18 protein-coding genes, 8 tRNA genes and 1 rRNA gene are annotated in these 20,938 nt (G+C 47.4%); all 27 read right to left on the bottom strand.

The annotated features are described in order from the left end of the window. Positions 1 to 53: 53 nt before the first annotated feature. Positions 54 to 1,655: an extracellular solute-binding protein gene (locus tag BLS69_RS28760; RefSeq protein ID WP_091038630.1), complete on the bottom strand. Its 1,602-nt coding sequence runs from the start codon at positions 1,653 to 1,655 to the stop codon at positions 54 to 56. A 447-nt stretch (positions 1,656 to 2,102) separates the two neighbouring features. Beyond that, positions 2,103 to 4,364, bottom strand: coding sequence for a helix-turn-helix domain-containing protein (locus BLS69_RS28755; protein WP_091038629.1), 2,262 nt, complete (start codon positions 4,362 to 4,364; stop codon positions 2,103 to 2,105). A 254-nt stretch (positions 4,365 to 4,618) separates the two neighbouring features. After that, positions 4,619 to 5,566: a ribose-phosphate diphosphokinase gene (locus tag BLS69_RS28750; protein WP_036616184.1), complete on the bottom strand. Its 948-nt coding sequence runs from the start codon at positions 5,564 to 5,566 to the stop codon at positions 4,619 to 4,621. A gap of 80 nt (positions 5,567 to 5,646) precedes the next feature. Next, positions 5,647 to 6,471 carry a histidinol-phosphatase HisJ gene (hisJ, locus tag BLS69_RS28745; RefSeq protein ID WP_091038627.1) on the bottom strand — a complete coding sequence of 275 codons (825 nt, stop codon included), beginning with the start codon at positions 6,469 to 6,471 and terminating at the stop codon, positions 5,647 to 5,649. A 12-nt stretch (positions 6,472 to 6,483) separates the two neighbouring features. Continuing rightward, a complete protein-coding gene (hisIE, locus tag BLS69_RS28740) occupies positions 6,484 to 7,218 on the bottom strand; it encodes a bifunctional phosphoribosyl-AMP cyclohydrolase/phosphoribosyl-ATP diphosphatase HisIE (RefSeq protein WP_371129108.1) in 735 nt (244 codons plus the stop codon). Then, positions 7,211 to 7,972 (bottom strand): imidazole glycerol phosphate synthase subunit HisF, encoded by a 762-nt coding sequence (gene hisF / locus BLS69_RS28735; protein ID WP_017691268.1) that lies wholly within the window; start codon positions 7,970 to 7,972, stop codon positions 7,211 to 7,213. The genes hisIE and hisF overlap by 8 nt, the downstream gene beginning before the upstream one ends. Positions 7,973 to 8,002: 30 nt before the next feature. Then, complete coding sequence (gene hisA, locus BLS69_RS28730) at positions 8,003 to 8,737, bottom strand: 1-(5-phosphoribosyl)-5-[(5-phosphoribosylamino)methylideneamino]imidazole-4-carboxamide isomerase (RefSeq protein WP_091038624.1); 735 nt, start codon at positions 8,735 to 8,737, stop codon at positions 8,003 to 8,005. Between the two features lie 62 nt (positions 8,738 to 8,799). Further along, a complete protein-coding gene (hisH, locus tag BLS69_RS28725; protein WP_091038622.1) occupies positions 8,800 to 9,426 on the bottom strand; it encodes an imidazole glycerol phosphate synthase subunit HisH in 627 nt (208 codons plus the stop codon). Between the two features lie 3 nt (positions 9,427 to 9,429). Further along, positions 9,430 to 10,059 carry an imidazoleglycerol-phosphate dehydratase HisB gene (gene hisB, locus BLS69_RS28720; protein ID WP_143023637.1) on the bottom strand — a complete coding sequence of 210 codons (630 nt, stop codon included), beginning with the start codon at positions 10,057 to 10,059 and terminating at the stop codon, positions 9,430 to 9,432. After that, on the bottom strand, positions 10,052 to 11,356 hold the full coding sequence (hisD, locus tag BLS69_RS28715) for a histidinol dehydrogenase (RefSeq protein WP_091038621.1): 1,305 nt from the start codon (positions 11,354 to 11,356) through the stop codon (positions 10,052 to 10,054). The genes hisB and hisD overlap by 8 nt, the downstream gene beginning before the upstream one ends. Before the next feature lie 163 nt (positions 11,357 to 11,519). Continuing rightward, positions 11,520 to 12,179, bottom strand: a complete 660-nt coding sequence (hisG, locus tag BLS69_RS28710; protein ID WP_076333453.1) for an ATP phosphoribosyltransferase — start codon at positions 12,177 to 12,179, stop codon at positions 11,520 to 11,522. 1 nt (position 12,180) lies between these two features. After that, positions 12,181 to 13,380 (bottom strand): ATP phosphoribosyltransferase regulatory subunit, encoded by a 1,200-nt coding sequence (locus BLS69_RS28705; RefSeq protein WP_091038619.1) that lies wholly within the window; start codon positions 13,378 to 13,380, stop codon positions 12,181 to 12,183. Positions 13,381 to 13,769: 389 nt separating this feature from the next. Then, complete coding sequence (locus BLS69_RS28700; protein WP_036616162.1) at positions 13,770 to 14,312, bottom strand: acyltransferase; 543 nt, start codon at positions 14,310 to 14,312, stop codon at positions 13,770 to 13,772. Then, on the bottom strand, positions 14,309 to 14,965 hold the full coding sequence (ppaX, locus tag BLS69_RS28695; protein ID WP_091038612.1) for a pyrophosphatase PpaX: 657 nt from the start codon (positions 14,963 to 14,965) through the stop codon (positions 14,309 to 14,311). The genes BLS69_RS28700 and ppaX overlap by 4 nt, the downstream gene beginning before the upstream one ends. A gap of 6 nt (positions 14,966 to 14,971) precedes the next feature. Then, a complete protein-coding gene (lgt, locus tag BLS69_RS28690; protein ID WP_091038611.1) occupies positions 14,972 to 15,997 on the bottom strand; it encodes a prolipoprotein diacylglyceryl transferase in 1,026 nt (341 codons plus the stop codon). A 121-nt stretch (positions 15,998 to 16,118) separates the two neighbouring features. Then, positions 16,119 to 17,057 carry an HPr(Ser) kinase/phosphatase gene (gene hprK, locus BLS69_RS28685; RefSeq protein ID WP_017691278.1) on the bottom strand — a complete coding sequence of 313 codons (939 nt, stop codon included), beginning with the start codon at positions 17,055 to 17,057 and terminating at the stop codon, positions 16,119 to 16,121. 421 nt (positions 17,058 to 17,478) lie between these two features. Further along, a complete protein-coding gene (locus tag BLS69_RS28680; RefSeq protein ID WP_062837775.1) occupies positions 17,479 to 18,603 on the bottom strand; it encodes an ABC transporter ATP-binding protein in 1,125 nt (374 codons plus the stop codon). Between the two features lie 103 nt (positions 18,604 to 18,706). After that, positions 18,707 to 19,900 (bottom strand): PucR family transcriptional regulator, encoded by a 1,194-nt coding sequence (locus tag BLS69_RS28675; RefSeq protein ID WP_176873135.1) that lies wholly within the window; start codon positions 19,898 to 19,900, stop codon positions 18,707 to 18,709. Between the two features lie 143 nt (positions 19,901 to 20,043). Next, positions 20,044 to 20,116 (bottom strand) — tRNA-Lys (locus tag BLS69_RS28670). 7 nt (positions 20,117 to 20,123) lie between these two features. Further along, positions 20,124 to 20,209, bottom strand: a tRNA-Tyr gene (locus tag BLS69_RS28665). A gap of 12 nt (positions 20,210 to 20,221) precedes the next feature. Further along, positions 20,222 to 20,294: transfer RNA gene (locus BLS69_RS28660), tRNA-Phe, on the bottom strand. Positions 20,295 to 20,315: 21 nt separating this feature from the next. Beyond that, positions 20,316 to 20,393: transfer RNA gene (locus BLS69_RS28655), tRNA-Asp, on the bottom strand. A 9-nt stretch (positions 20,394 to 20,402) separates the two neighbouring features. Continuing rightward, a tRNA-Thr gene (locus tag BLS69_RS28650) sits at positions 20,403 to 20,478 on the bottom strand. 5 nt (positions 20,479 to 20,483) lie between these two features. After that, positions 20,484 to 20,559, bottom strand: a tRNA-Val gene (locus BLS69_RS28645). Between the two features lie 9 nt (positions 20,560 to 20,568). Further along, positions 20,569 to 20,645: transfer RNA gene (locus tag BLS69_RS28640), tRNA-Met, on the bottom strand. Positions 20,646 to 20,688: 43 nt separating this feature from the next. Next, a tRNA-Ser gene (locus BLS69_RS28635) sits at positions 20,689 to 20,780 on the bottom strand. A gap of 81 nt (positions 20,781 to 20,861) precedes the next feature. Beyond that, a 23S ribosomal RNA gene (locus BLS69_RS28630) occupies positions 20,862 to 20,938 on the bottom strand; the annotation flags it as partial.

Genomic DNA, 20,938 nt, shown 5'->3' with positions numbered 1-20,938 from the left:
CTAGTTAAGCCGTAGTATGGGTATCTGTCATTGATCTTGAAGTGTAGAGTTACTTATTTTGCAGGGAGTGCCTGAACCGCTTCTTCAAGTTCTTTTTTCAGTTCAGTACCACCCAGAGACATGAAATCAGCCATTTCTTTTTCATATACCGCATCGAATTCCGCTGGCTTAGCCATCGCTGTTTTTACGATAATGACATTTAATTTGTCTTTGAGAGCTGTGCTGTACTTCATCTCTGCTTCAATCGGTTTGTCGAAAATGATCGGTCCTACCGTATCGGTGTTAGCAATATCAATGGATTGTTTCAGCATCTCCTGATTATTTTGCGGGAAGCCCATAATCCATGCTTTTTCATTCGTCGCTTGATCACCAATGTTTTTACCGTTCGAGATAATGGCTGTATCCCCTGCGTTAAACAGACGATCCTGCGCTTCCTGGGATGCATCCTCTTTCACAACCGGAATGCCGTCTACCAGATCATAGTTCTCGCCTTCCACACCACTGTAGATATCAATCAGATTGTTGTCAGATGCCATCCAGTCGAGATATTTGATCGCTTCGACAGAACGTTTGCTGCTCTTCGGAATCATAATGTACATACCATTTGTTCCGTAGCGTGACTTGATATGTTTGTTGTCTGCATTTGGATTGGTGTATACATCAACCGGCAACACTTCACTACCACTCACATTTTTACGCAAATTATCCAGTGTGCCATCTCCGTAGAACATGGCATCCACATCTTCAGACCAGTAACCTACGTTACCGTTTTGAATGTCTTTCCCTAACTGCGTTTTGTCTTCATCCAAACTGAAGTCTTTGCTGATCAAACCTTCGTTGTACAGTTTGTTCAGGAACTGCATCGATTCTTTGAATCCTTCATGCAACGGCAATTCATACCTTTGACCATAGGTCAGGTCGCCACTAACTGGCTTAATGAATGAGTAGATGAGCGTTTCGAATTGAGCTGGTGCAAGAGCCATACCCATTGGGATGTTTTTGCTTCCAAGACCACCAGGATCTTTATCCTTGAACGCTTTCAAAGTTGTATATAATTCATCTGTGGTCTTCGGCGCTGGCAATCCCAGCTTATCGAGCCAATCCTGACGAATGTAAGAGCTGTATCGGCCTGTGATCGCACGTTTACCCGGAACAGCAAACTGTTGTCCTTCCACTTGCCCGAACTTCAAAGTATCTTCACCCAGGAACTTCTTCAGGTTCGGACCGTGCTGATCAATCAACTCTCCAACATCAGTCAAACCACCCTGCTGGGCATACCGATAAAACACGCTTGAGTCATAAACAAAGACAATATCAGGGACATCCGTATTGCTAGCCATCAGGACGTTCAGCTTGGTAACTTCCTCAGAACGCTGAACGGGTACAAACTGTACATCAATATTGTTGGGATCACCGAACTTCTCCTGAATCATTTTAGATAGATAGTTGTTCGTAATTGTGTACGGTGAAGGACTGTTACCACGGTCGAAAATCTCCACCTTTAAGGTAACGCGCTCGCCATTGCCTGATGTTCCGCCTTCAGCTGATTCTTCTGATGCTGATGAGCATCCCGCAAGTAAAGAAACGCCCATTACCATCGTCAGCGCCAAACCCATCCATTTCTTTAGACTCCCTTTGGTTGCTTTGCTTCTCATTTTGTCATCCCCTTTGGCTTTGCGTGAATGTTTAAAGCTTGCCCAGAGTATTTCACATTTTTCCGTTATCCTGCAATAAACCACTTTCGGAAGCGCTTACAAACGGATTATGGTTTATATGCTAAGCCTATTTTCGCAGACTGATTCTTTTCCCAAAGCTGCGCTGCTCTAGGCTTTGGCGGCTCTCTTCGCCTCAAGGATCGGAACTGCCTGTCCCAAGTCGAATAAACCATTTTCACACACTGCCTATATTCGTAAACGGTGAAAAAACAGGAATATTAGCTTGCTATCCTGCGAAAACAGTTACATCGATCTCGGGCAGCAGAGAACTGTTCAACGAAAACAGGGCGAACCTCTGCAAGCCTCTCTCCTAAGTGGAAAGTGACTGCATGAAATTCACCCTGTGTTATCCTGATGTACAGATCTCAGAATATGTTCACTTTTGCGTTACTCTTCGGGTTCTCGATGTTCACGTTTCAAACGACGATAATCTCCTGGTGTAATACCCGTTACCCGCTTAAATACACGTCCCAACGTAATTCCATTTGCATACCCAACCTTCAGGGCAATATCCTGCAAAGAGTAATCGGTATTGAGCAGAAGCTGCTCCGTCTCCTTCATGCGAAGCTCTGTAACAAAATCAACAAACTTCATGTTGAATTCTGTCTTGAACAAATAACTCGCATGTTTGCCCGTAATCTGGAATCGATCGCTCAGATGTTTCAATGAAAGATCCGGATTCGCAAACTGTTCTTCGATATAATTTTTCATTTCGTTGACCATGGCTTTGTAACTCTTGGTTTCCGTTACCGCTACATACGTTCTGAACAAGTCCGTCAGACCATCAAACAAAAGACTTTTCACATCCGCAAGCGTCTCTGCCTCTTCCACAGCACTCAACCATCTGTTGATGTTTTCCTCAGACAGCTCTTCCTGGAGTCCTTCCGACATCATGGCCACCTCTCGGCTGAGCATCTGTAACATGGCCTGAATCAGAGAACGAATCTCGTCATCCGGTAATTTGTTCTGTTCAAATGCTGTAAAGATCTCCTCCAACTGTTCCCGCCACTGTCCACTCGACATCCGGAACCGCTTAACAAAGTCCGCAATCATCTGAAGATAAGTATAGGTATCCAGCAAAGGATGCTGTGGTTCACCGCAGTCGGCTTGGCCGACATCTCCATTCATCAACAGTTTGCGTTGCATTACCGCTTCTGCGGCCGCATAGGAATCTCGTATTGCACCGATTCCCTGAGCCATAGGTCCAATGCCAAAGCTTAAGGAAATGCGTAGATTTTGTTCTACCCAAGATTTGCATTCCTCAGCTACAACACGAATCTGCCCAGACATATCCAAGTTGTTATCATTCTGTTCTTTGAACACAAAAAGGATTGCAATTCGATCCACACTAATCCATTCCGTCCAGCATTGGACTCCCGTATTACGTGACAGCTCTTGCAAAACGTTCATCAAGGCAAACTTCAGAGTATTTTGTTCACCTCTCGTGTATCTCTCCTGAAATCCCTTCTCATATCGGTTAATCTCTCCAACAACAACGACAAAACGCGACGAGTCATGCACGTCATTCAGTGGAGAGAGCTCTTTTAATTGCTCTGCTGCATTATCCATCTGTTCACCATGCAACAGGGCATTGAACAACTTGCTGCGCTGCATGAGTACATTTTCCCTACTTTTCTTGTCATAATCCATCATATGATTAATCAGATTCTCAAGAACACCGTCAATCATCTTCATCTCATCCGTGCGAGCACCTGAGTGTTCGAACGCCCGAATCTGATGAGACTCAATCCGGTTCATGATGATCTGAATGGGTTTATAGTTACGGCGAGTAATGTACACGATATATACAATCGCACAGATGACAGTCACAATAGCAATGACTACCCATACATAAGATATGACAGATACCCAGCCAAATAAGTTGCCGGCCTTAATTCCACTGGATATTGTCCAGCCCAGTCTTTCTAGCGCTAGCCTATTCAGTTCCTGACCGTCTATCGAGCCCTCTTGGTCCGAGTGTGCATTATACACAACCTTACCTTCCCGATCCGTAATCGTCAGGAATGAGAGCTGACCATTAACCATACTATCTACACTCTGTTCAATGCTGCTCATCTTGATATTAATGACCAATGTGCCCTGAGAGCCAAAAGGCAAAGGCATGTCCTTGTTCACGGTTAATACGCGAATAGGGGTACGTTGAACAGAGTCCGCATCGAATTCCCGGACCGGCTGCCAGCCTGAACCGATAGAACCGTTACCCATCTGATCAATCCATGCCTTATCCGAGAAACCTTCCACTTCTCTGGAACCACTTACAGTCAGAACATGTTTATTTCGCTTGTCATATAGATAGATGGATTGAATCCATGAGGACGAATTGGATAGCTCACGTAAATTCTGCGCAATTGCATACACCGTGTCCGAGCTGGTCAGGTTTGTGTTATTAAAATAGAGTTTGTATGCCTGCTGACTCTGTACCGTTTCCAGGATGGATAGTTCAATATCCCTGATTGTACGATCCACTGTGTCTATCATATAACTGGAGGAGATCCGGTCTGCTTTTTTAGTTTCCTCTTTAGAGATGTCATTGATGAAAACAAACGCGATGAAAATGAGTATGGTCACCGTAAGAAAAAAAATTGGGAAATACGAGAACAATAACCGGTAGTACCAATTACGAGACAATAGACCCCACTCCTCACTCCACGATGCCAATGTTCTCAGCCGTGGTTCTACTGTTCAGCATCCATCTCACCTTAGGGGCTGAATACTATATGATAACGCTATCATAACTGATTTTATGTTATTATAGCACAAGCCTCTGAGCAGCAAAGCAAGAATTGAATTCAAAGAGCCAAAACAAAAAAACCGTGCTGAGCAGACAACAACTCAGACACGGAACAGTTCATCTGGCAGCACACCGTTATATCCTCGATGCTCTAAATGCCAGAATCTTTAAACAATGTGGCCATAGAGCCACCATCCACAATAATGCGTACGGCGCGGGCCAGCATTGGTGCAACAGGTAACACTTTGAAGCATTCAGGGTGGTCATCTGGCAGTGCGATCGAGTCCGTAACTACCACCTCTTCAATTGACGGGTGATTCAATTTACTTACTGCCCCATCCGAGAACAATCCGTGTGTTGCACATACATATACATTTTTGGAGCCACGTTCCTTCAACCCTTCCACAACATTCAGAATGGTTGTTCCGGTGTCGATCAGATCCTCAATAATAATAGGTGTCCGTCCTTCTACATCACCAATGACATGGGTAATCACCGATTCATTATGGCTTGGACGTTTCTTGATCATAATGGCAAATGGAGAATCCAGACGGTTCGCCAGCTTCTCTGCCATCGATGCTCGTCCCGCATCCGGGGAGACGACAACAGGGTTCTCGATTCCTTTGCTTAACAAATAATCACTAATCAGATCCAGTGATGTCATATGGTCAACCGGAATGTTGAAGAATCCCTGAATGGCCGCTGCGTGTAGGTCGATCGTTACCACTCGATTGGCGCCAGCCGTAGTTAATACATCTGCTACCATCTTGGCCGAGATCGGTTCCCGTGGAGCGGATTTGCGCTCTTGCCGAGCATAACCGTAATACGGAACAATGATGTTCACAGTGCGCGCTGAAGCCCTCTTGGCAGCATCAATCATCACCAACAGCTCGACAAACAGCTCATTGATCGGATGAGACAACGACTGTACCAGAAACACATCACAATTACGGATCGTTTCTTCATAATGAACGTATATTTCTCCGCTCTTGAACCTGGACAGCTTGATCTTGCCCAGTTGTACACCCAGCTTGTCACATACCTGTTCTGCCAGCTTAGGGTTCGATGAACCGGAAAAAATACGTAACGAATGCTGCATAATGCCCTCCCGAGGGTTGAAGTCCCTATATAATCCCTTATCTAAAAGGTTATTTCCTACCCTCATTATACTCTAATGGCTTATACATTTAAAGGAATGAACGAGCGATGACGGCCTTCAAAAACAGCGACTTCCGTACAGCCCAACTCATGTAAAAGTGCTTCAGCTTCAGGCAAATAATCCCCCAGCTTCATTGGGTCATGTGCATCAGAGCCCATGGTTAATGGAATACCCAAGCGAATGGCTTCTGTCAGCATTCTGCGACTAGGGAACATCTCGGCACAAGGCTTCGATAACCCGGAAGCATTCAGTTCCATGGCGCAGCCACTTTTGGCAATAGCCTGCAACGCTGCGTTCTCCAGTGAGATACGTTCATTTGTCTGCTCCGCTGAAGGAGCAAAACCGAAGCGTTTAATGACATCCGTATGGCCCATAATATCGTACATGCCCGTGGCGGCTGCCTTGCTTACGGCATCGTAGTACTGACGATATACTTCAAGGATGTCTTTGCCCTCCCAGTGATGGGTCTGGCGGAAATCCGTAATGTCCCATTCCCCGAGGAAATGAACGGAGCCAATCACATAGTCCCATGGATAACGCTCAATGATCGCACGGATCTCTGTTTCCCAGCCTTCAATATAGTCACCTTCCAGACCAACACGTACGTCAATCTGCCCACGGTAACGTTCTTTCAGGGAGAAACACTCCTCTACGTAACGCGGCAGTTCATCCATAGGCATCGCCATTTCCGGATAATATTGAGCCGGATCGACATGCAACAAGGGCATGTGATCGGACAATCCAATCTGGGATAGTCCGATCTCCACACCACGCTGCACGTACTCTTCCAGTTTGCCAACGGCATGTCCACACCGCTCATGGTGTGTATGATAGTCTATACGCACGAAACTCGCCTCCTAATCGCGGCGAGGCCGTTCATGACGGCGGCTCAGCTCTGACATAATGTCGTCCAGCGGCAGCTTGCGCTCTTGTAACAGGACGAGCAGGTGATACATCAGGTCACTGACTTCCAGACGAAGCTCGTCATTATCTTTATTTTTGGCGGCGATGATCGTCTCGGACGCTTCTTCACCGATTTTTTTCAGTATTTTGTCTACACCTTTATCAAACAGATATGTTGTATATGCACCCTCAGGGCGTTCACGTTCACGTTCTGCAATAACGGATTCCAGTTCAGCCAATACCTCGAAGCGACTTTCGGAACCGGAATTTGCCGAAGCAGATGCCGCACCCGCTTCATCCGAAACCTTATCTGCCGACTTCTCTGGCAAACCAATAATCTCATTATGGAAACAAGTTACCGCCCCTGTATGGCAAGCTGGACCGTTCGGTTTCACCTCAACCAACAAGGTATCGCCGTCACAATCATATTTTAGGGAAGTAATCGTCTGCACGTTGCCAGATGTTGCCCCTTTATGCCACAACTCCTGACGCGAGCGTGACCAGAACCACGTCTCACCGGATTCAAGCGACAACTTCAGAGATTCGCGATTCATATAAGCCATCATTAAGACTTCCCGAGTATTCACATCCTGCACAATGGCAGGAACCAAACCATCACTCCAACGAATGTGTTCCACAACCTGTTCCAAGGACAACTGTTCCTTGATTTCATCGCTCACTTTAGTCACGGATCTCCACCCCTTGTTCTCTCAAATGTTGTTTTAACGCCGGTACGGCGATTTCTTTGTAATGGAAAATCGTTGCGGCCAACCCTGCGTCCGCTTTGCCTGTGGTGAATACATCATAGAAATGAGACTCCTTACCCGCACCGCCCGATGCGATGACTGGAATACGCACAGATTCGGATACTGCTGCCGTCAGCTTCAGATCGAAACCGTCTTTTGTTCCGTCCGCGTCCATACTTGTGAGAAGAATCTCTCCCGCGCCCAAGCTCTCAGCCTGTTTAACCCATTCCAGCGCCTTGATCCCGGAGGGTTTCCGTCCACCATGGGTATAGACTTCCCACTCGCCCCAAGCTTCGTTATACTTGGCATCAATCGCTACCACGATGCACTGCGAGCCAAAGCGACGTGCACCATCTGCGATCAACTGCGGATTAAGTACCGCGGCTGTATTCACTGCAATTTTATCCGCTCCTGCACGGAGAATCCGCTTCATGTCCTCCACCTTGGAGATGCCACCACCTACCGTAAAGGGGATAGCGATCTCGCCAGCCGTCTGCCGCACGACTTCTTCCATCGTTTCACGACCTTCTACCGAAGCGGAGATATCGAGAAATACCAATTCATCCGCGCCCTCGCGGTCATATAGCGCCGCCAGCTCTACCGGATCACCCGCATCGCGGAGATTAACGAAGTTGACGCCTTTGACGACCCGGCCGTCCTTCACGTCCAGACAGGGGATGATTCTTTTTGCCAGCATGCTACCTCTTCCTCTCTATCCGAATATCCCTTACTTATTTACTGCACGTACCGCTTCAGACAGATCGATGCTTCCCGTATACAATGCTTTACCCACGATTGCTCCACCAACACCATCATCCGCATGACGACTCAGACGAAGCAGATCATCCATTACACTCACACCGCCGGAAGCAATAACCGTCCGTCCGCTTGCCTTGGCTAGAGACACAATCGCTTCCACATTAGGACCCTGCATCATGCCATCACGGGAAATATCCGTAAAGATAAACGTTTCTGCCCCATACGCCGCCAATTCCTTCGCGAGTACCTCTGCCTGTACTTCCGATGTTTCAAGCCATCCGCGGGTTGCTACGTAACCATTACGAGCGTCGATGCCAATTGCCACTTTATCGCCGTAACGTCCCAATACTTCCTCTGTAAAAGCACGATCCTCAATCGCTGCTGTTCCAATGATCAGCCGGCTAACACCCAGACCCAGCAAACGCTCTACATCCGCTACTGTACGAAGTCCGCCGCCCACCTGAACAGGTACGTTCACAGCTGTGGCAATCCGCCCGATCAGCTCATCGTTAACAGGATGCCCTGCTTTCGCACCATCCAGATCCACCAGATGAACGTATGTACCGCCTTGCTTCTCCCAGGATAGAGCCACTTGAACCGGGTCATCGTTATACACGGTCTCCTGATTATAATCTCCCTGCACCAGTCTTACACATTTGCCGTCCCGGATATCAATCGCCGGATATAGGATAAAAGATGACATACAAGGCCTCCTGAATATGAATTAGATTTGTGCGCTTTCTATAGTTAAGAAGAGATGATGCTTTACCTTTGTACAGGCGCTCCTGTCAGAGCCAGAAAATTGCCGAGCAGCTTCATGCCAAGCTCTCCACTTTTTTCCGGGTGGAATTGCATGCCGAAGTTGAACCCTCTGCCTACAATGGCTGTCACCGGATGTCCGTAATCCGTTACCGCCAGCAGATCGTCCCTGTTTTCAGTAAGCGCATGATAGGAATGGACAAAATAGACGTGACCTGCCTCAAGCCCCGTAAATAGCGGGTTTTCCGCGTGCAGGAACTCCAAACGGTTCCATCCCATATGAGGAACCTTCAGTTCTCCTGGTGCGAATCGCACCACTTTACCTGGCAAAATATCCAGTCCCTCATGCTCGCCATGCTCTTCGCTTGAGCTGAACAACAACTGCATCCCCAGACAGATCCCGAGCAGTGGCTTGGACCCGGCAGCGGCTTCTTTCACCACCGTATCCAGTCCACTCTCCCGCAGATGAACCATCGCATCACCAAAAGCACCTACGCCTGGCAGAATAACACCATCTGCACCAAGAATCTCTTCCCGGTCACCCGTGACCAGCGCTTCGTAGCCAAGACGTTCGACCGCTTTGCCGACGCTGTGCAGGTTACCCATACCGTAATCGACAATTGCAATCGCCATCGTCTACAGCACTCCCTTCGTGGAAGGCACACCCGTTACACGTGGATCAATCATCGTAGCTTCATCCAGTGCACGTCCCAATGCCTTAAAGATCGCTTCAATCATGTGGTGGGTGTTCTGACCATAGTGTACAATGACATGTAACGTAATCCGAGCTTCCAGCGCCAATTTCCACAGGAATTCATGTACCAGCTCCGTGGAGAAACTGCCTACCTGTTGGGAAGGGTATTCTGCACGATATTCAAAGTGAGGCCGATTGCTCACATCAATAATAACCTGAGCGAGTGCCTCGTCCATCGGTACAAAAACACTGGCGTAACGCTTAATTCCGCGTTTGTCACCCAACGCTTCTCGCAATGTCTGTCCCAGACAGATTCCGATGTCTTCAACCGTGTGATGATCGTCGATATCAATATCTCCACGGGCCTGCACGTTCAGGTCGAATTGTCCGTGCTTCGTGAACAGATCCAGCATATGGTTCAGGAAAGGTACATCCGTTTCAATCGTGGATTGTCCTGCGCCATCTACAGTAAAGGCCAATTGGATATTGGTCTCATTAGTTTTGCGGTCCACCTCTGCTTGGCGCACTGCACCTTTGTTTTCAAGTTCCACACCATTATTTTGCTTATCCATTGTCCGATTCCGCCTTTCCTTCCTGTTCTAACCGTACAGCGATTGCACGGGCATGCCCTTCAAGACCCTCATGGCGGGCCAACTCTATAATAGCCGCTCCGTTCTGCAGCAGCGCTTCTTTACTATAATAGATCAGACTCGATTTTTTGATAAAATCATCCACGTCCACCGGTGAACTGAACCGTGCAGTTCCATTGGTCGGAATAATGTGGTTTGGTCCGGCAAAATAATCTCCTACTGGCTCCGAGCTGTACGGGCCGAGGAAGATCGCGCCGGCATTTTCGATCCGGCCAGCGTAAGCCATAGGCTCCTGCACCATGATCTCCAGATGCTCCGGTGCAAGCCGGTTCACCACATCGATTCCCTCATCGATGGAATCAACCACAATAATCGCGCCATACTGCTCTATCGAAGCAGCAGCGATATCGCGCCGCGGCAGCACTTCAAGCTGCCGCTGCACTTCGCCCTGCACGGCTTCCGCCAGCGTGGCCGAATTCGTGACGAGAATGGCCGATGCCATCTCGTCATGTTCCGCCTGCGACAACAGGTCGGCGGCGACATACACCGGATTCGCCGTATCATCGGCGAGCACCACAATCTCACTCGGTCCGGCGATACTATCGATATCGACCGCACCGTACACCTCGCGCTTCGCGAGCGCCACGTAAATATTGCCCGGTCCACAGATCTTGTCGACCGGTGCAATACTCTCCGTGCCGTAAGCCAGGGCGGCGATAGCTTGAGCGCCGCCAACCCGGTACATCTCGCTCACGCCTGCTTCCGCAGCAGCAACGAGGATGTACGGGTTAATACCTTCGCCACCGTTCGTAGACGGCGGTGTCACAAGAACAATCTCCGGCACGCCTGCCACCTGTGCCGGAATCACATTCATCAGCACAGACGATGGATACGCTGCTTTGCCGCCAGGTACATAGACCCCGACCCGCTTCAGCGGTCGGATGACCTGGCCCAGCAGGCTGCCGTCCGGCTGCCAATCCATCCACGAGTTGCGTTTCTGTTTCTCATGAAACGCACGAATGTTGGCGGCGGCTTGCCGAATCGCCGTCACAAAGGATGGCTCCACGGCTGCATAAGCCGCCTGCAGCTCTTCCTGCGGCACGCGCAATTCCGCGGCCGTCAGCTTTGTGCGGTCCAGCTGCTCCGTGTAACGCAGCAGTGCCGCATCACCCTCACGGCGAATGTCGCTGACAATGCGCCGTACCGTTTCATTTTGCTCTGGCGTGCCATACTCCACTTCCCGCTTCAGATCAAACTCCCGTGCAGGTACAATTTTCATACGTACAACCTCCTTATCCCCTGTAATGCCTGCCTTTTTATGGCCAATTCGTTTCTTTGTTATGTCTCTTACTCTTACTCTTACTCTTACTCTTACTCTTACTCTTGCTTTTGCTTCTGCTTCTGCTCTACATGTTTCTCATCTATATTTCTGACGCAATAGTTTATCCCCGAAAGCTTCCCGCCGATATCTCATTCGATGCCGGTATTACCTGCTGAAGTGCATCACACAAAGCCTGGATTCGTGCATTTTTCATCCGATAACTTACCCGATTGGCGATAAGACGGCTGGTGATGTCCAGAATGCCTGTCATCTCCACCAATCCGTTCTCACGCAGTGTCTGACCGGTCTCCACCAGATCGACGATCCGGTCTGCCAGACCAATCAGGGGTGCAAGCTCAATGGAACCATTCAGCTTGATAACCTCAACCTGCTGCCCCTGCTCCCGGAAATACTGTGAAGCAATCCTCGGGTACTTCGTAGCAACACGTTGCTGAATGCCTGGCTTCCAGTCTGGAAGTCCGATCACAGACATACGACACTGGGCGATTCCCAGATTCAACAGTTCGTACACGTCGCGATTTTCCTCCAGCAGCACGTCTTTACCAACAATTCCGATATCGGCAACACCGTACTCCACATACGTTGGAACATCTACTGGCTTCGCCATAATGAATTCCATTCCCGCTTCCGGCACTTCAATGACCAATCTGCGTGTATCGTCTACGTCTTCTGGAATATCCAGCCCCGCTTCACGAAACAATTTGGAGGCTTTTTTATAGATTCGGCCCTTCGGCATGGCCACCTTCAGAATATCCGACATCTCAGCGTCCTCCTTCTTCAGATCCGTAAGTAATAACCTGCTCAGCCTGAACGGTTGTTGCTCCAGCAGATACAGCACTTGCCCCAACCCCGTCTTCAGGAAGAAGGAGTGTCACTACATTTTGTCCCAGACTGCGTAATCTTGCCGCTTCAGTTAATGCCTCCGCCCGACGTTTCGGGCTATATTGGATAAGCACCGGTTTTTTCTCTTCAATGGTAATGCCGTGAACTCCATCAATAATCCGGTTGGTTTTCAGTGCAAACCCTGTAGCTGGCAACGAGCGCCCAAACTGTTGTAAGAGATTATCATACCGTCCGCCGCTACATACCGGAGATCCCAGTTCTGCTGCATATCCTTCAAACGTCATGCCCGTATAATAGGAGAAATCACCGATCATCGTCAGATCAATCAGCACATGCTCGGATACACCGTACGCTTCCAACACTTCGAATACCGCACACAGATGTGCAATCGACTGCGCCGCTTCAGCACTTGAACTTAGCTCTACCGCATGTGTGCATACTTCCTTGCCACCGCGCAGGCGCAGGATCGCTTCAAGCTGTTCTTTCAACTTAGGCTCCAGATTTAATGCTTCGATGGACTGGCGATAGCCCACATAATCACGTCCGAGCAGCCCTTCCTTCAATTGCTCCTGCTCCGTTGTCTGGCCTGGAATCACTTCCTCCAGTAATCCGTTCAGGAATCCCATATGACCCATCGCTATTTTAAAAGAAGACACGCCCGCTGCCTGCAAAGAGGCAATCGCAAGCGCAACAACTTCTGCATCCGCCTCAGGTGAGTCGTCTCCAACCAGCTCCACGCCCGTCTGGAAAAATTCAGCCTCACGCCCAGCTTCCTCTTCAATGGAACGAAATACGTTCGCATGATAGGACAGACGCAGCGGCAACTGCTCATCTTTAAGCATCGATGAAACTACGCGTGCAATTGGAGCCGTTAGATCCGATCTGAGTACCAGCGTGGTTCCCCGGCTGTTTAGCAATTTAAATAATTTGCGATCTGATGTAGAGCTTGCTACACCGACCGTATCGTAATATTCAATCGTTGGTGTGATGATCTGACGGTAACCCCAGCGTTCCATACATTCCAGTACATTGCGTTCAATCGTCCGCAGCTTGGATACTACATGTGGTGTATAGTCGCGGAATCCGGTCGGTTTTTCAAAACCTTTTGGTTTGGACATTGGTAATATTCACCCCGAGTCAGTAGTTTAAGAGTCGCACTCGTTCTATTTCAACAGGATTTATGTAGTGTAAATCCCCATTCTATCTTATAAACTTGAATCACAGTATTATCGCATAAGCCTTCAAACTATTGGTTTAGTTCAATCTTTATCATGCTTCATTTCTCCAAGAATGCTTTCACATGGTAAAGTGCTAACAAACTAAAGGATATGGGATATGATAACATGAAATCCGCACTACCGTCAACAATACCCAAGCTTGATTGCCCTTGGATCGACATATCGTTTTATATACACACCGTTACGCTCACCAATCGGTATTTATATACGAAAAAAGCTGCCATAAGCAGCTTTTTACTTCAACCATCTTCATTCATTACTTTATTGCCTTAATGCACACTACCCTGAGAAGAATCATCCGTGTTAAAGACAGTCTCTTCCGTAGAAGCTGCCGCACGGGATAAATCACGCAGTGGATTACCTCCAACAAAAGCTCCTGGGGCAACATCCTTATGTACGACAGCTCCAGCAGCCACAACGGCTCCATCTCCTATGGTTACCCCGGGCAGAATCGTTGTGTTGGCACCAATCAGCACATTTTCCCCGATAATCACCTCACCGAGCCTGTACTCCTTAATGAGATACTCATGAGCGAGAATCGTTGTGTTGTAACCGATGACCGAGTTTTCGCCGACAGTTATTTTCTCCGGAAAAAACACATCCACCATCACCATCAGGCCAAAAGCCGTGTGTTTTCCCACCTTCATGCCGAGCATTCGGCGGTAAATCCAGTTCTTCACCGATAGAATCGGACAGTAGCGTGACAACTGGATCCAGATAAAATTACGAACGCCCTTCCACGGACTCACTGTCTTGTAGATATGCCAAAGTGCATTCTGGTCCTCTACCGGATAGCGGGTTACTTTTCTCATGAACGTCCCGTTTCAATACGGATGAGTTTCAACAAGTCTCTCATGTCATGCAACATATGGTCGGGTCCATATCCGTTCAGGATCGTTTCTCCTTTAAGAGACCATGCAACCCCCGCCGATAGAGCGCCCGCATTCTGTGCCGATTGGATATCCACCGGACTATCACCCACCATTAACGTTTTGGCAGGATCTGCACCCAGTTCCGTCATGGCTTTCAGTACCGGTTCAGCATGTGGCTTCGGATTCGTTACATCGGTCACTGTTACAATCGTCTTCATATATTTCAGTAGGTCAAAACGTTCTAGTACCTTTAGTGTAGATGGACGAATTTTGGTTGTGACTACACCCATCACAATGCCAGCCTGATGCAGCGCCTCTACTACCTCAATAACATGCGGAAAAGGTCGAACCATTGCTTCATGATGGATATCATTATAAGCACGGTAACCTTTCACGTACTCGGAGACTTCCTCCTGGCCAGAGAAGGTGCGCATCTGCTGCTCCAGTGTTCCACCCATATGTGGAATAATCTGTTCACGTGTCCATGGCGCTGAATGATCCCATCCCCCCATGACATGCTGGAATGAGCTGATAATCAACTCATTGGTATCAATAATCGTTCCGTCCAGATCAAACAATACCGTGTCAATCATGTTGCATTACTCCTTTTTATCATCAACTTGCTTTGGATCATCTTTGGCTGGAGGTGTTACCTTATTCTCTTTGCCAGCAACTGTTCCCGTATGCTCCATATCATCTGAGGTAACTTTGGACGATACAATCGGATCACTATAACGAACATCTGCTTTACCTGTCACTCTTCTCACCACAATGAATACAACAGCAACAATAATGATACCAATCGCGAGCAGTTGCGAGATTCTTACATTACCATAAGCAGGATCCAGATATCCTTGTTCAAAGCCCATTGCAGTCATTGGAGACCACAGCCCGTTCACTAATGAAGCAACCCATTGCGGAGCCTGGAAGCCAAGACTGTCCGTACGTAGAGCTTCAATGAAGAAGCGACCGATAGAGTACCAGATGAAATAAGACATGAACAGTTCACCTGAACGCAGAAACTTCTGACGACGCAGAACCAAGAGCAAGACCAGACCAACGAGACTCCACATCGATTCATACAAAAATGCAGGATGGTGGAATACGCCTTCTACGTTCATTTGATTCACAATAAAGTCCGGCAGATGAAGCTTGTCTCTCAAAAATGATTCTTCTACAGGACCGCCGTAGGCTTCCTGGTTCACAAAGTTCCCCCAGCGTCCGATCAACTGTCCAACGAGCAGTCCAGGCGCACAGATATCGGCCATACGCCAGAAGTTATACCCTTTACGACGGAAGAAAATAACTGCACAGATGATTGCACCAATAAGGGCACCATAAATGGCGATACCGCCATTCCATATTTTAAAGACATCCCAGAAATTATCCTTATAATCTTCCCACTTAAATGCGACGTAGTAGATGCGGGCACCAATGATGGCAGAAGGCACACCCAGCAGGACCATGTCCATGAACACTTCCTGTGGAATATTGTATCGTTTGCCCTCCCGGATTACGAGCAGGAGTCCTATAAGCGCCGCGGCACCAAGAATAAGCCCGTACCAGTGAACCTTTAACGCTCCAATAGAGAACGCAATCGGGTTCAACAGTAATAATGTATCCATTCATTCACACTCCTATTTATTCAATCAATCGCACGCATGACGAATGGTTGGCATACACTGCGCCTTAAGAGAAGCAGTACATGTCAACCATTTATCTTCATTTCCTTGTATAAAATATTTCTTAATCCATGTCTTCCATATCTTCCGAGATGGTTGCTGTCAGCTTGTTTGTGAATTGCAGTGCAGCATTCAGACCCATCTGTTTCAGACGATAGTTCATACCTGCCACTTCAATGATAACCGCCAAGTTCCGTCCCGGACGAACAGGAATCGTAACAAGAGGTACATCCGTATCAATGATACGTGTAGTCTCTTCATCCAGACCCAGACGATCATATTGTTTATCCTGCTGCCATGCTTCAAGACGCACAACCAAAGTAATTCGTTTGTTATTCCGAACCGCACCAGCTCCGAACAATGTCATGACGTTGATAATACCGACACCTCGAATTTCGAGCAAGTGGCGGATCAATTCAGGTGCAGTACCGTGCAGCTGAAAATCTGACGTTTGGCGGATCTCTACCGCATCATCGGCAATCAGTCGGTGTCCACGTTTCACCAGTTCAAGTGCTGTTTCACTCTTACCAATACCGCTACTACCTGTGATCAGCATACCTACGCCATAGACATCACAAAGTACACCGTGAATGGTTGCTGTTGGTGCCAATTTCTTTTCCAGGAATCCCGTAATCCGGCTCGATAAAATCGTTGTAGCCATGTTGCTGCGAAGTACAGCCAGATTCTGTTCTTCACTAATATCAATCAGCTCTTGCGGAACTTCCAGTCCACGCGTGACAACGATACAAGGCGTCTCTTCCGTACAAAGACGTTGCATACGATCGCGCCGCTCTTGCTCAGGTAACATTGCAAAGAAAGCTAACTCCGTTCTTCCAAGTAGCTGTACCCGTTCTTGTGGATGGTATTCAAAATAACCGGCCATTTCCAGACCAGGACGGTTCAGGTCATCTACCGTAATGACTCTTTTCAATCCGTGAGATCCAGAAACAACCTCCAACTGAAATTGCTGCACGAGTTCAGATACTTTCACTTTTTTCGCCATTTGTCTCTTCCTTTCAGCATTAGCTGTCCCTCTATGTACATCAGATCGTGTATCAGTTATTTCCATTATTAGCGCATTCACAACATGGGGTACAGCCTGCATACCCTTCCAACAGTCGATTCTCTCAAATATATGAAGACAGACCTTCAAATAATCTTAAATGAATTCCGGGATGAATGCAATCGCAGCCTCCGACAACCATTAGTAAGAAAAGTCCTCTGATCGAAGCACCTTCTAGGATATTACATTCGTAGTTTAGCGGCTGTTTTTCTTACGGTTATTAATCCTTCAACTCCGCCGAAACTTATAGTTCCAATAATCTTAAAAAAGCCCCTTCCAGCAATAACGGAAGGGGCTCTCATTACAATGTATAATTGCATTAACTGTCAGGTTCCATCGTCACCGAGGAATCCCAGTAATATTAGTCTTGAAGAAGTACGTTCACTTCAGTCTCTTTGTCAAAGATATGAACCTTGTTCATGTCGATGGCCATTTTAACTGTCGAACCATCACGAGTGTTAGAACGTCCGTCTACACGTGCGATTGTTGTATCGTTACCAACACCGCTCAAGTAGAGGAGCATTTCGTGACCCAGGTTCTCTGTAACATCTACGTGTGTAGAGAATACCGAGTTCGGGGATGCTTCCAGGAATACTGGCTCTTCGTGAATGTCTTCTGGACGAACACCCAGAATCACTTCTTTGCCAATGTATCCTCTAGATTTCAACACTTGTGCTTTACCTTGCGGGATTTCAACGTCCACGCCTGGAGCTACGAAGTGCAGGTTAGCACCTTGCTCAGCCAGTTTACCCGAGATAAAGTTCATTGTCGGGGAACCGATGAAACCAGCTACGAACAGGTTAGCCGGCAGGTTATACAACTCTTCCGGAGAAGCTGCTTGTTGGATGATACCATCCTTCATAACAACGATCCGATCACCCATCGTCATAGCTTCGATCTGGTCATGCGTTACGTAGATAACAGTTGTTTCCAAACGTTTCGCAAGTTTAGTGATCTCTGCACGCATTTGACCACGCAGTTTGGCATCCAAGTTGGAGAGAGGCTCATCCATCAAGAACACTTGTGGATCACGGACAATCGCACGTCCCAAAGCGACACGTTGACGTTGACCACCGGACAATGCCTTAGGTTTACGCTCAAGCAAATGCTCGATATCCAGGATTTTAGCTGCTTCACGTACACGTTTGTCGATCTCATCTTTTTTAACCTTACGCAACTTCAAACCAAACGCCATGTTTTGATATACGCTCATATGCGGATACAAGGCATAGGATTGGAATACCATCGCGATATCGCGGTCTTTAGGTGCAACATCATTAACGACACGGTCACCGATATAGAGTTTACCTTCAGAAATTTCCTCAAGGCCTGCGATCATACGAAGTGTTGTTGATTTACCACAACCGGACGGACCTACCAGTACCAGAAATTCTTTATCTTTAATGTCCAGGTTAATGTCAACTACAGTTGCTTTATCAGAACCCGGGTATTTTTTGAAAATATGCTCTAAACGTACTCCAGCCATGATTGTTGCCTCCTCAGAGATCATTTTGTAATCGAATACAATTTGTATTTTTATAATACCCTATCAACGTGAGGTTTGACTATTCGCAAACTGCACAAAAATATCAATGCTTTTTCGTCACTTTGTACATTAGTAGTAAAAACTGCACTAGAACAGCACTTTCGAAGTGCCTCACATCATAGCCTATCTCCTGTTTGATCTTATCCAGACGGTATACCAACGTATTACGATGAATGAAAAGTCGTTTCGCTGTCTCGCTGACATTACAGTCCAGGCTAAAAAAAGTCTCCAGCGTAGCAAGTGTCTCACTGTCATTGAAGATTAACGTGTCTTTGCCAGTTTCCTTTATAAAACGTATACGTTGATCATCTGGAATGCTCGCTACCAACCGTTCCAGATGCAGATCCCATGGGAGATGAATATGCTGCGTAACATGGAATGCTCTCCCTAAGTGAACACTTTCTCTAAGAAGAGTTGTGACCGATACAAGTTGTTGTGCAGGAATACATGGCAGAGATGCAGACAGATGGAACACCCCAGCCCACTCACTGGCAACCAATTCATGCAACCCCAGACAAAAAGCGTTCAGTGAATCCTTTTTGGCCTCCGTTGTATCTTCCTCGGCTTCTTCTGTAACAATTTCTTTATCACCCATGAAAATCCACTCTTGCTCCCCCAAAGGAATCAAGACAATTTCCTCGCCAAAGTAACTCTCAAGCAACTTGTTGAGTTCCTTGGATCGTAAACGATGTGCATCCGGTGTATCCCCTTGCAGCAAAAATAGAATCTTCTCAGCATTTAATCCTGCGGGCACCACAAAGCGATCAGGAACCGCTTCAGATTCCTGCTTGGTTGGTTCTTCGATCTGCTCTTTAAGCCAGAGACCCAATTCAGTCAAATACTGCTCCCTATCATTCTCATATACAACAGGTTGTACCTCATCGGGTAGAGCCGTGTTAGTACGGATTAAAAGCTCAATCAATTGTCGTGTTTCCACAGTAATTGATTTTGCAGGGCATCCCCAACACACAACAGTCTCTTCTTGCTCATTCATCCGAACCTTAAAAAATATACGCTTTCCCGTATTCAGACTGATCACATCGGATGAAATTGGAGTTGCAGATTGATCAGATACCTCCTGACGCTCACCTTTATGACCAACGGTCTCTGAATTTTCATGATTACCAACCAGATTGGCAACGGATTGCATCCATTCTTCTATTGTAATTTCATATTCGTCCAAAGTTGTGCCTATAATGACTTCAATTTGCTGTTTTAGATCAGGTATGAGCTTCATATAATGAACGTCACCACTCTGCATGTTTTCTATTAGTTTATCATATCTTGCACAGCATTAATAAATATCCATATTCCGTGAAAATTACATAACAAAAAAGAGCAACTAATCAAATTAATGATTAATCACTCTTTTCTTAAAGATGAGTCATGAAGGGCTCGAACCTTCGACACCCTGATTAAAAGTCAGGTGCTCTACCAACTGAGCTAATGACTCATAAAACTGGTGGAGGATGATGGATTCGAACCACCGAACCCGTACGGGAGCAGATTTACAGTCTGATGCGTTTGGCCACTTCGCTAATCCTCCAGGGATTAAAGGTGGCTCGGGACGGAATCGAACCGCCGACACGAGGATTTTCAGTCCTCTGCTCTACCGACTGAGCTACCGAGCCATATTTAATTTTTAGGATTAATGGCGGAACCGACGGGATTCGAACCCGCGATCTCCTGCGTGACAGGCAGGCATGTTAGGCCAACTACACCACGGTTCCAGGCATTAATGGTGCCGGCGAGAGGACTTGAACCCCCAACCTACTGATTACAAGTCAGTTGCTCTACCAGTTGAGCTACACCGGCGTATATGGTGGAGGCTGAGGGGATCGAACCCCCGACCCTCTGCTTGTAAGGCAGATGCTCTCCCAGCTGAGCTAAGCCTCCTGGGTAATATGGTAGCGGCGGAGGGGATCGAACCCCCGACCTTACGGGTATGAACCGTACGCTCTAGCCAGCTGAGCTACACCGCCATATTAATTGTGTCTCGATTGCTTGTCCACCTTTAGGTAAAGATGGCGGAGAGAGAGGGATTCGAACCCTCGCACCGCTTACGCAGTCTAACCCCTTAGCAGAGGGTCCCCTTATAGCCACTTGGGTATCTCTCCAAATAACAATCTTCAACATCATTCAAGGATTGCTCCCTGAAAACTAGATTCGAAACGAAACATGCGAATTACAACTTGCTATTGGATAAGCCCTCGACCGATTAGTACTGGTCAGCTCCATGCATTGCTGCACTTCCACCCCCAGCCTATCTACCTCG

It is taken from the genome of Paenibacillus sp. CF095 (assembly GCF_900101225.1).
In the GTDB taxonomy this organism is placed as follows: Bacteria; Bacillota; Bacilli; order Paenibacillales; family Paenibacillaceae; genus Paenibacillus.
This window is presented reverse-complemented; position numbering and strand designations above follow the sequence as displayed.

Excerpts from the sequence above, each read along its gene's own strand:
- BLS69_RS28700 (WP_036616162.1), bottom strand. The coding sequence starts at position 14,312 with ATGAGAAAAGTAACCCGCTATCCGGTAGAGGACCAGAATGCACTTTGG.
- BLS69_RS28680 (WP_062837775.1), bottom strand. The coding sequence starts at position 18,603 with ATGGCTGGAGTACGTTTAGAGCATATTTTCAAAAAATACCCGGGTTCT.
- ppaX (WP_091038612.1), bottom strand. The coding sequence starts at position 14,965 with ATGATTGACACGGTATTGTTTGATCTGGACGGAACGATTATTGATACC.
- hisH (WP_091038622.1), bottom strand. The coding sequence starts at position 9,426 with ATGGCGATTGCAATTGTCGATTACGGTATGGGTAACCTGCACAGCGTC.
- hisA (WP_091038624.1), bottom strand. The coding sequence starts at position 8,737 with ATGTCATCTTTTATCCTATATCCGGCGATTGATATCCGGGACGGCAAA.
- hisD (WP_091038621.1), bottom strand. The coding sequence starts at position 11,356 with ATGAAAATTGTACCTGCACGGGAGTTTGATCTGAAGCGGGAAGTGGAG.
- lgt (WP_091038611.1), bottom strand. The coding sequence starts at position 15,997 with ATGGATACATTATTACTGTTGAACCCGATTGCGTTCTCTATTGGAGCG.
- hprK (WP_017691278.1), bottom strand. The coding sequence starts at position 17,057 with ATGGCGAAAAAAGTGAAAGTATCTGAACTCGTGCAGCAATTTCAGTTG.
- hisG (WP_076333453.1), bottom strand. The coding sequence starts at position 12,179 with ATGTCGGATATTCTGAAGGTGGCCATGCCGAAGGGCCGAATCTATAAA.
- BLS69_RS28705 (WP_091038619.1), bottom strand. The coding sequence starts at position 13,380 with ATGTCCAAACCAAAAGGTTTTGAAAAACCGACCGGATTCCGCGACTAT.
- BLS69_RS28675 (WP_176873135.1), bottom strand. The coding sequence starts at position 19,900 with ATGAAGCTCATACCTGATCTAAAACAGCAAATTGAAGTCATTATAGGC.
- BLS69_RS28750 (WP_036616184.1), bottom strand. The coding sequence starts at position 5,566 with ATGCAGCATTCGTTACGTATTTTTTCCGGTTCATCGAACCCTAAGCTG.
- hisB (WP_143023637.1), bottom strand. The coding sequence starts at position 10,059 with ATGGATAAGCAAAATAATGGTGTGGAACTTGAAAACAAAGGTGCAGTG.
- BLS69_RS28760 (WP_091038630.1), bottom strand. The coding sequence starts at position 1,655 with ATGAGAAGCAAAGCAACCAAAGGGAGTCTAAAGAAATGGATGGGTTTG.
- hisF (WP_017691268.1), bottom strand. The coding sequence starts at position 7,972 with ATGCTGGCAAAAAGAATCATCCCCTGTCTGGACGTGAAGGACGGCCGG.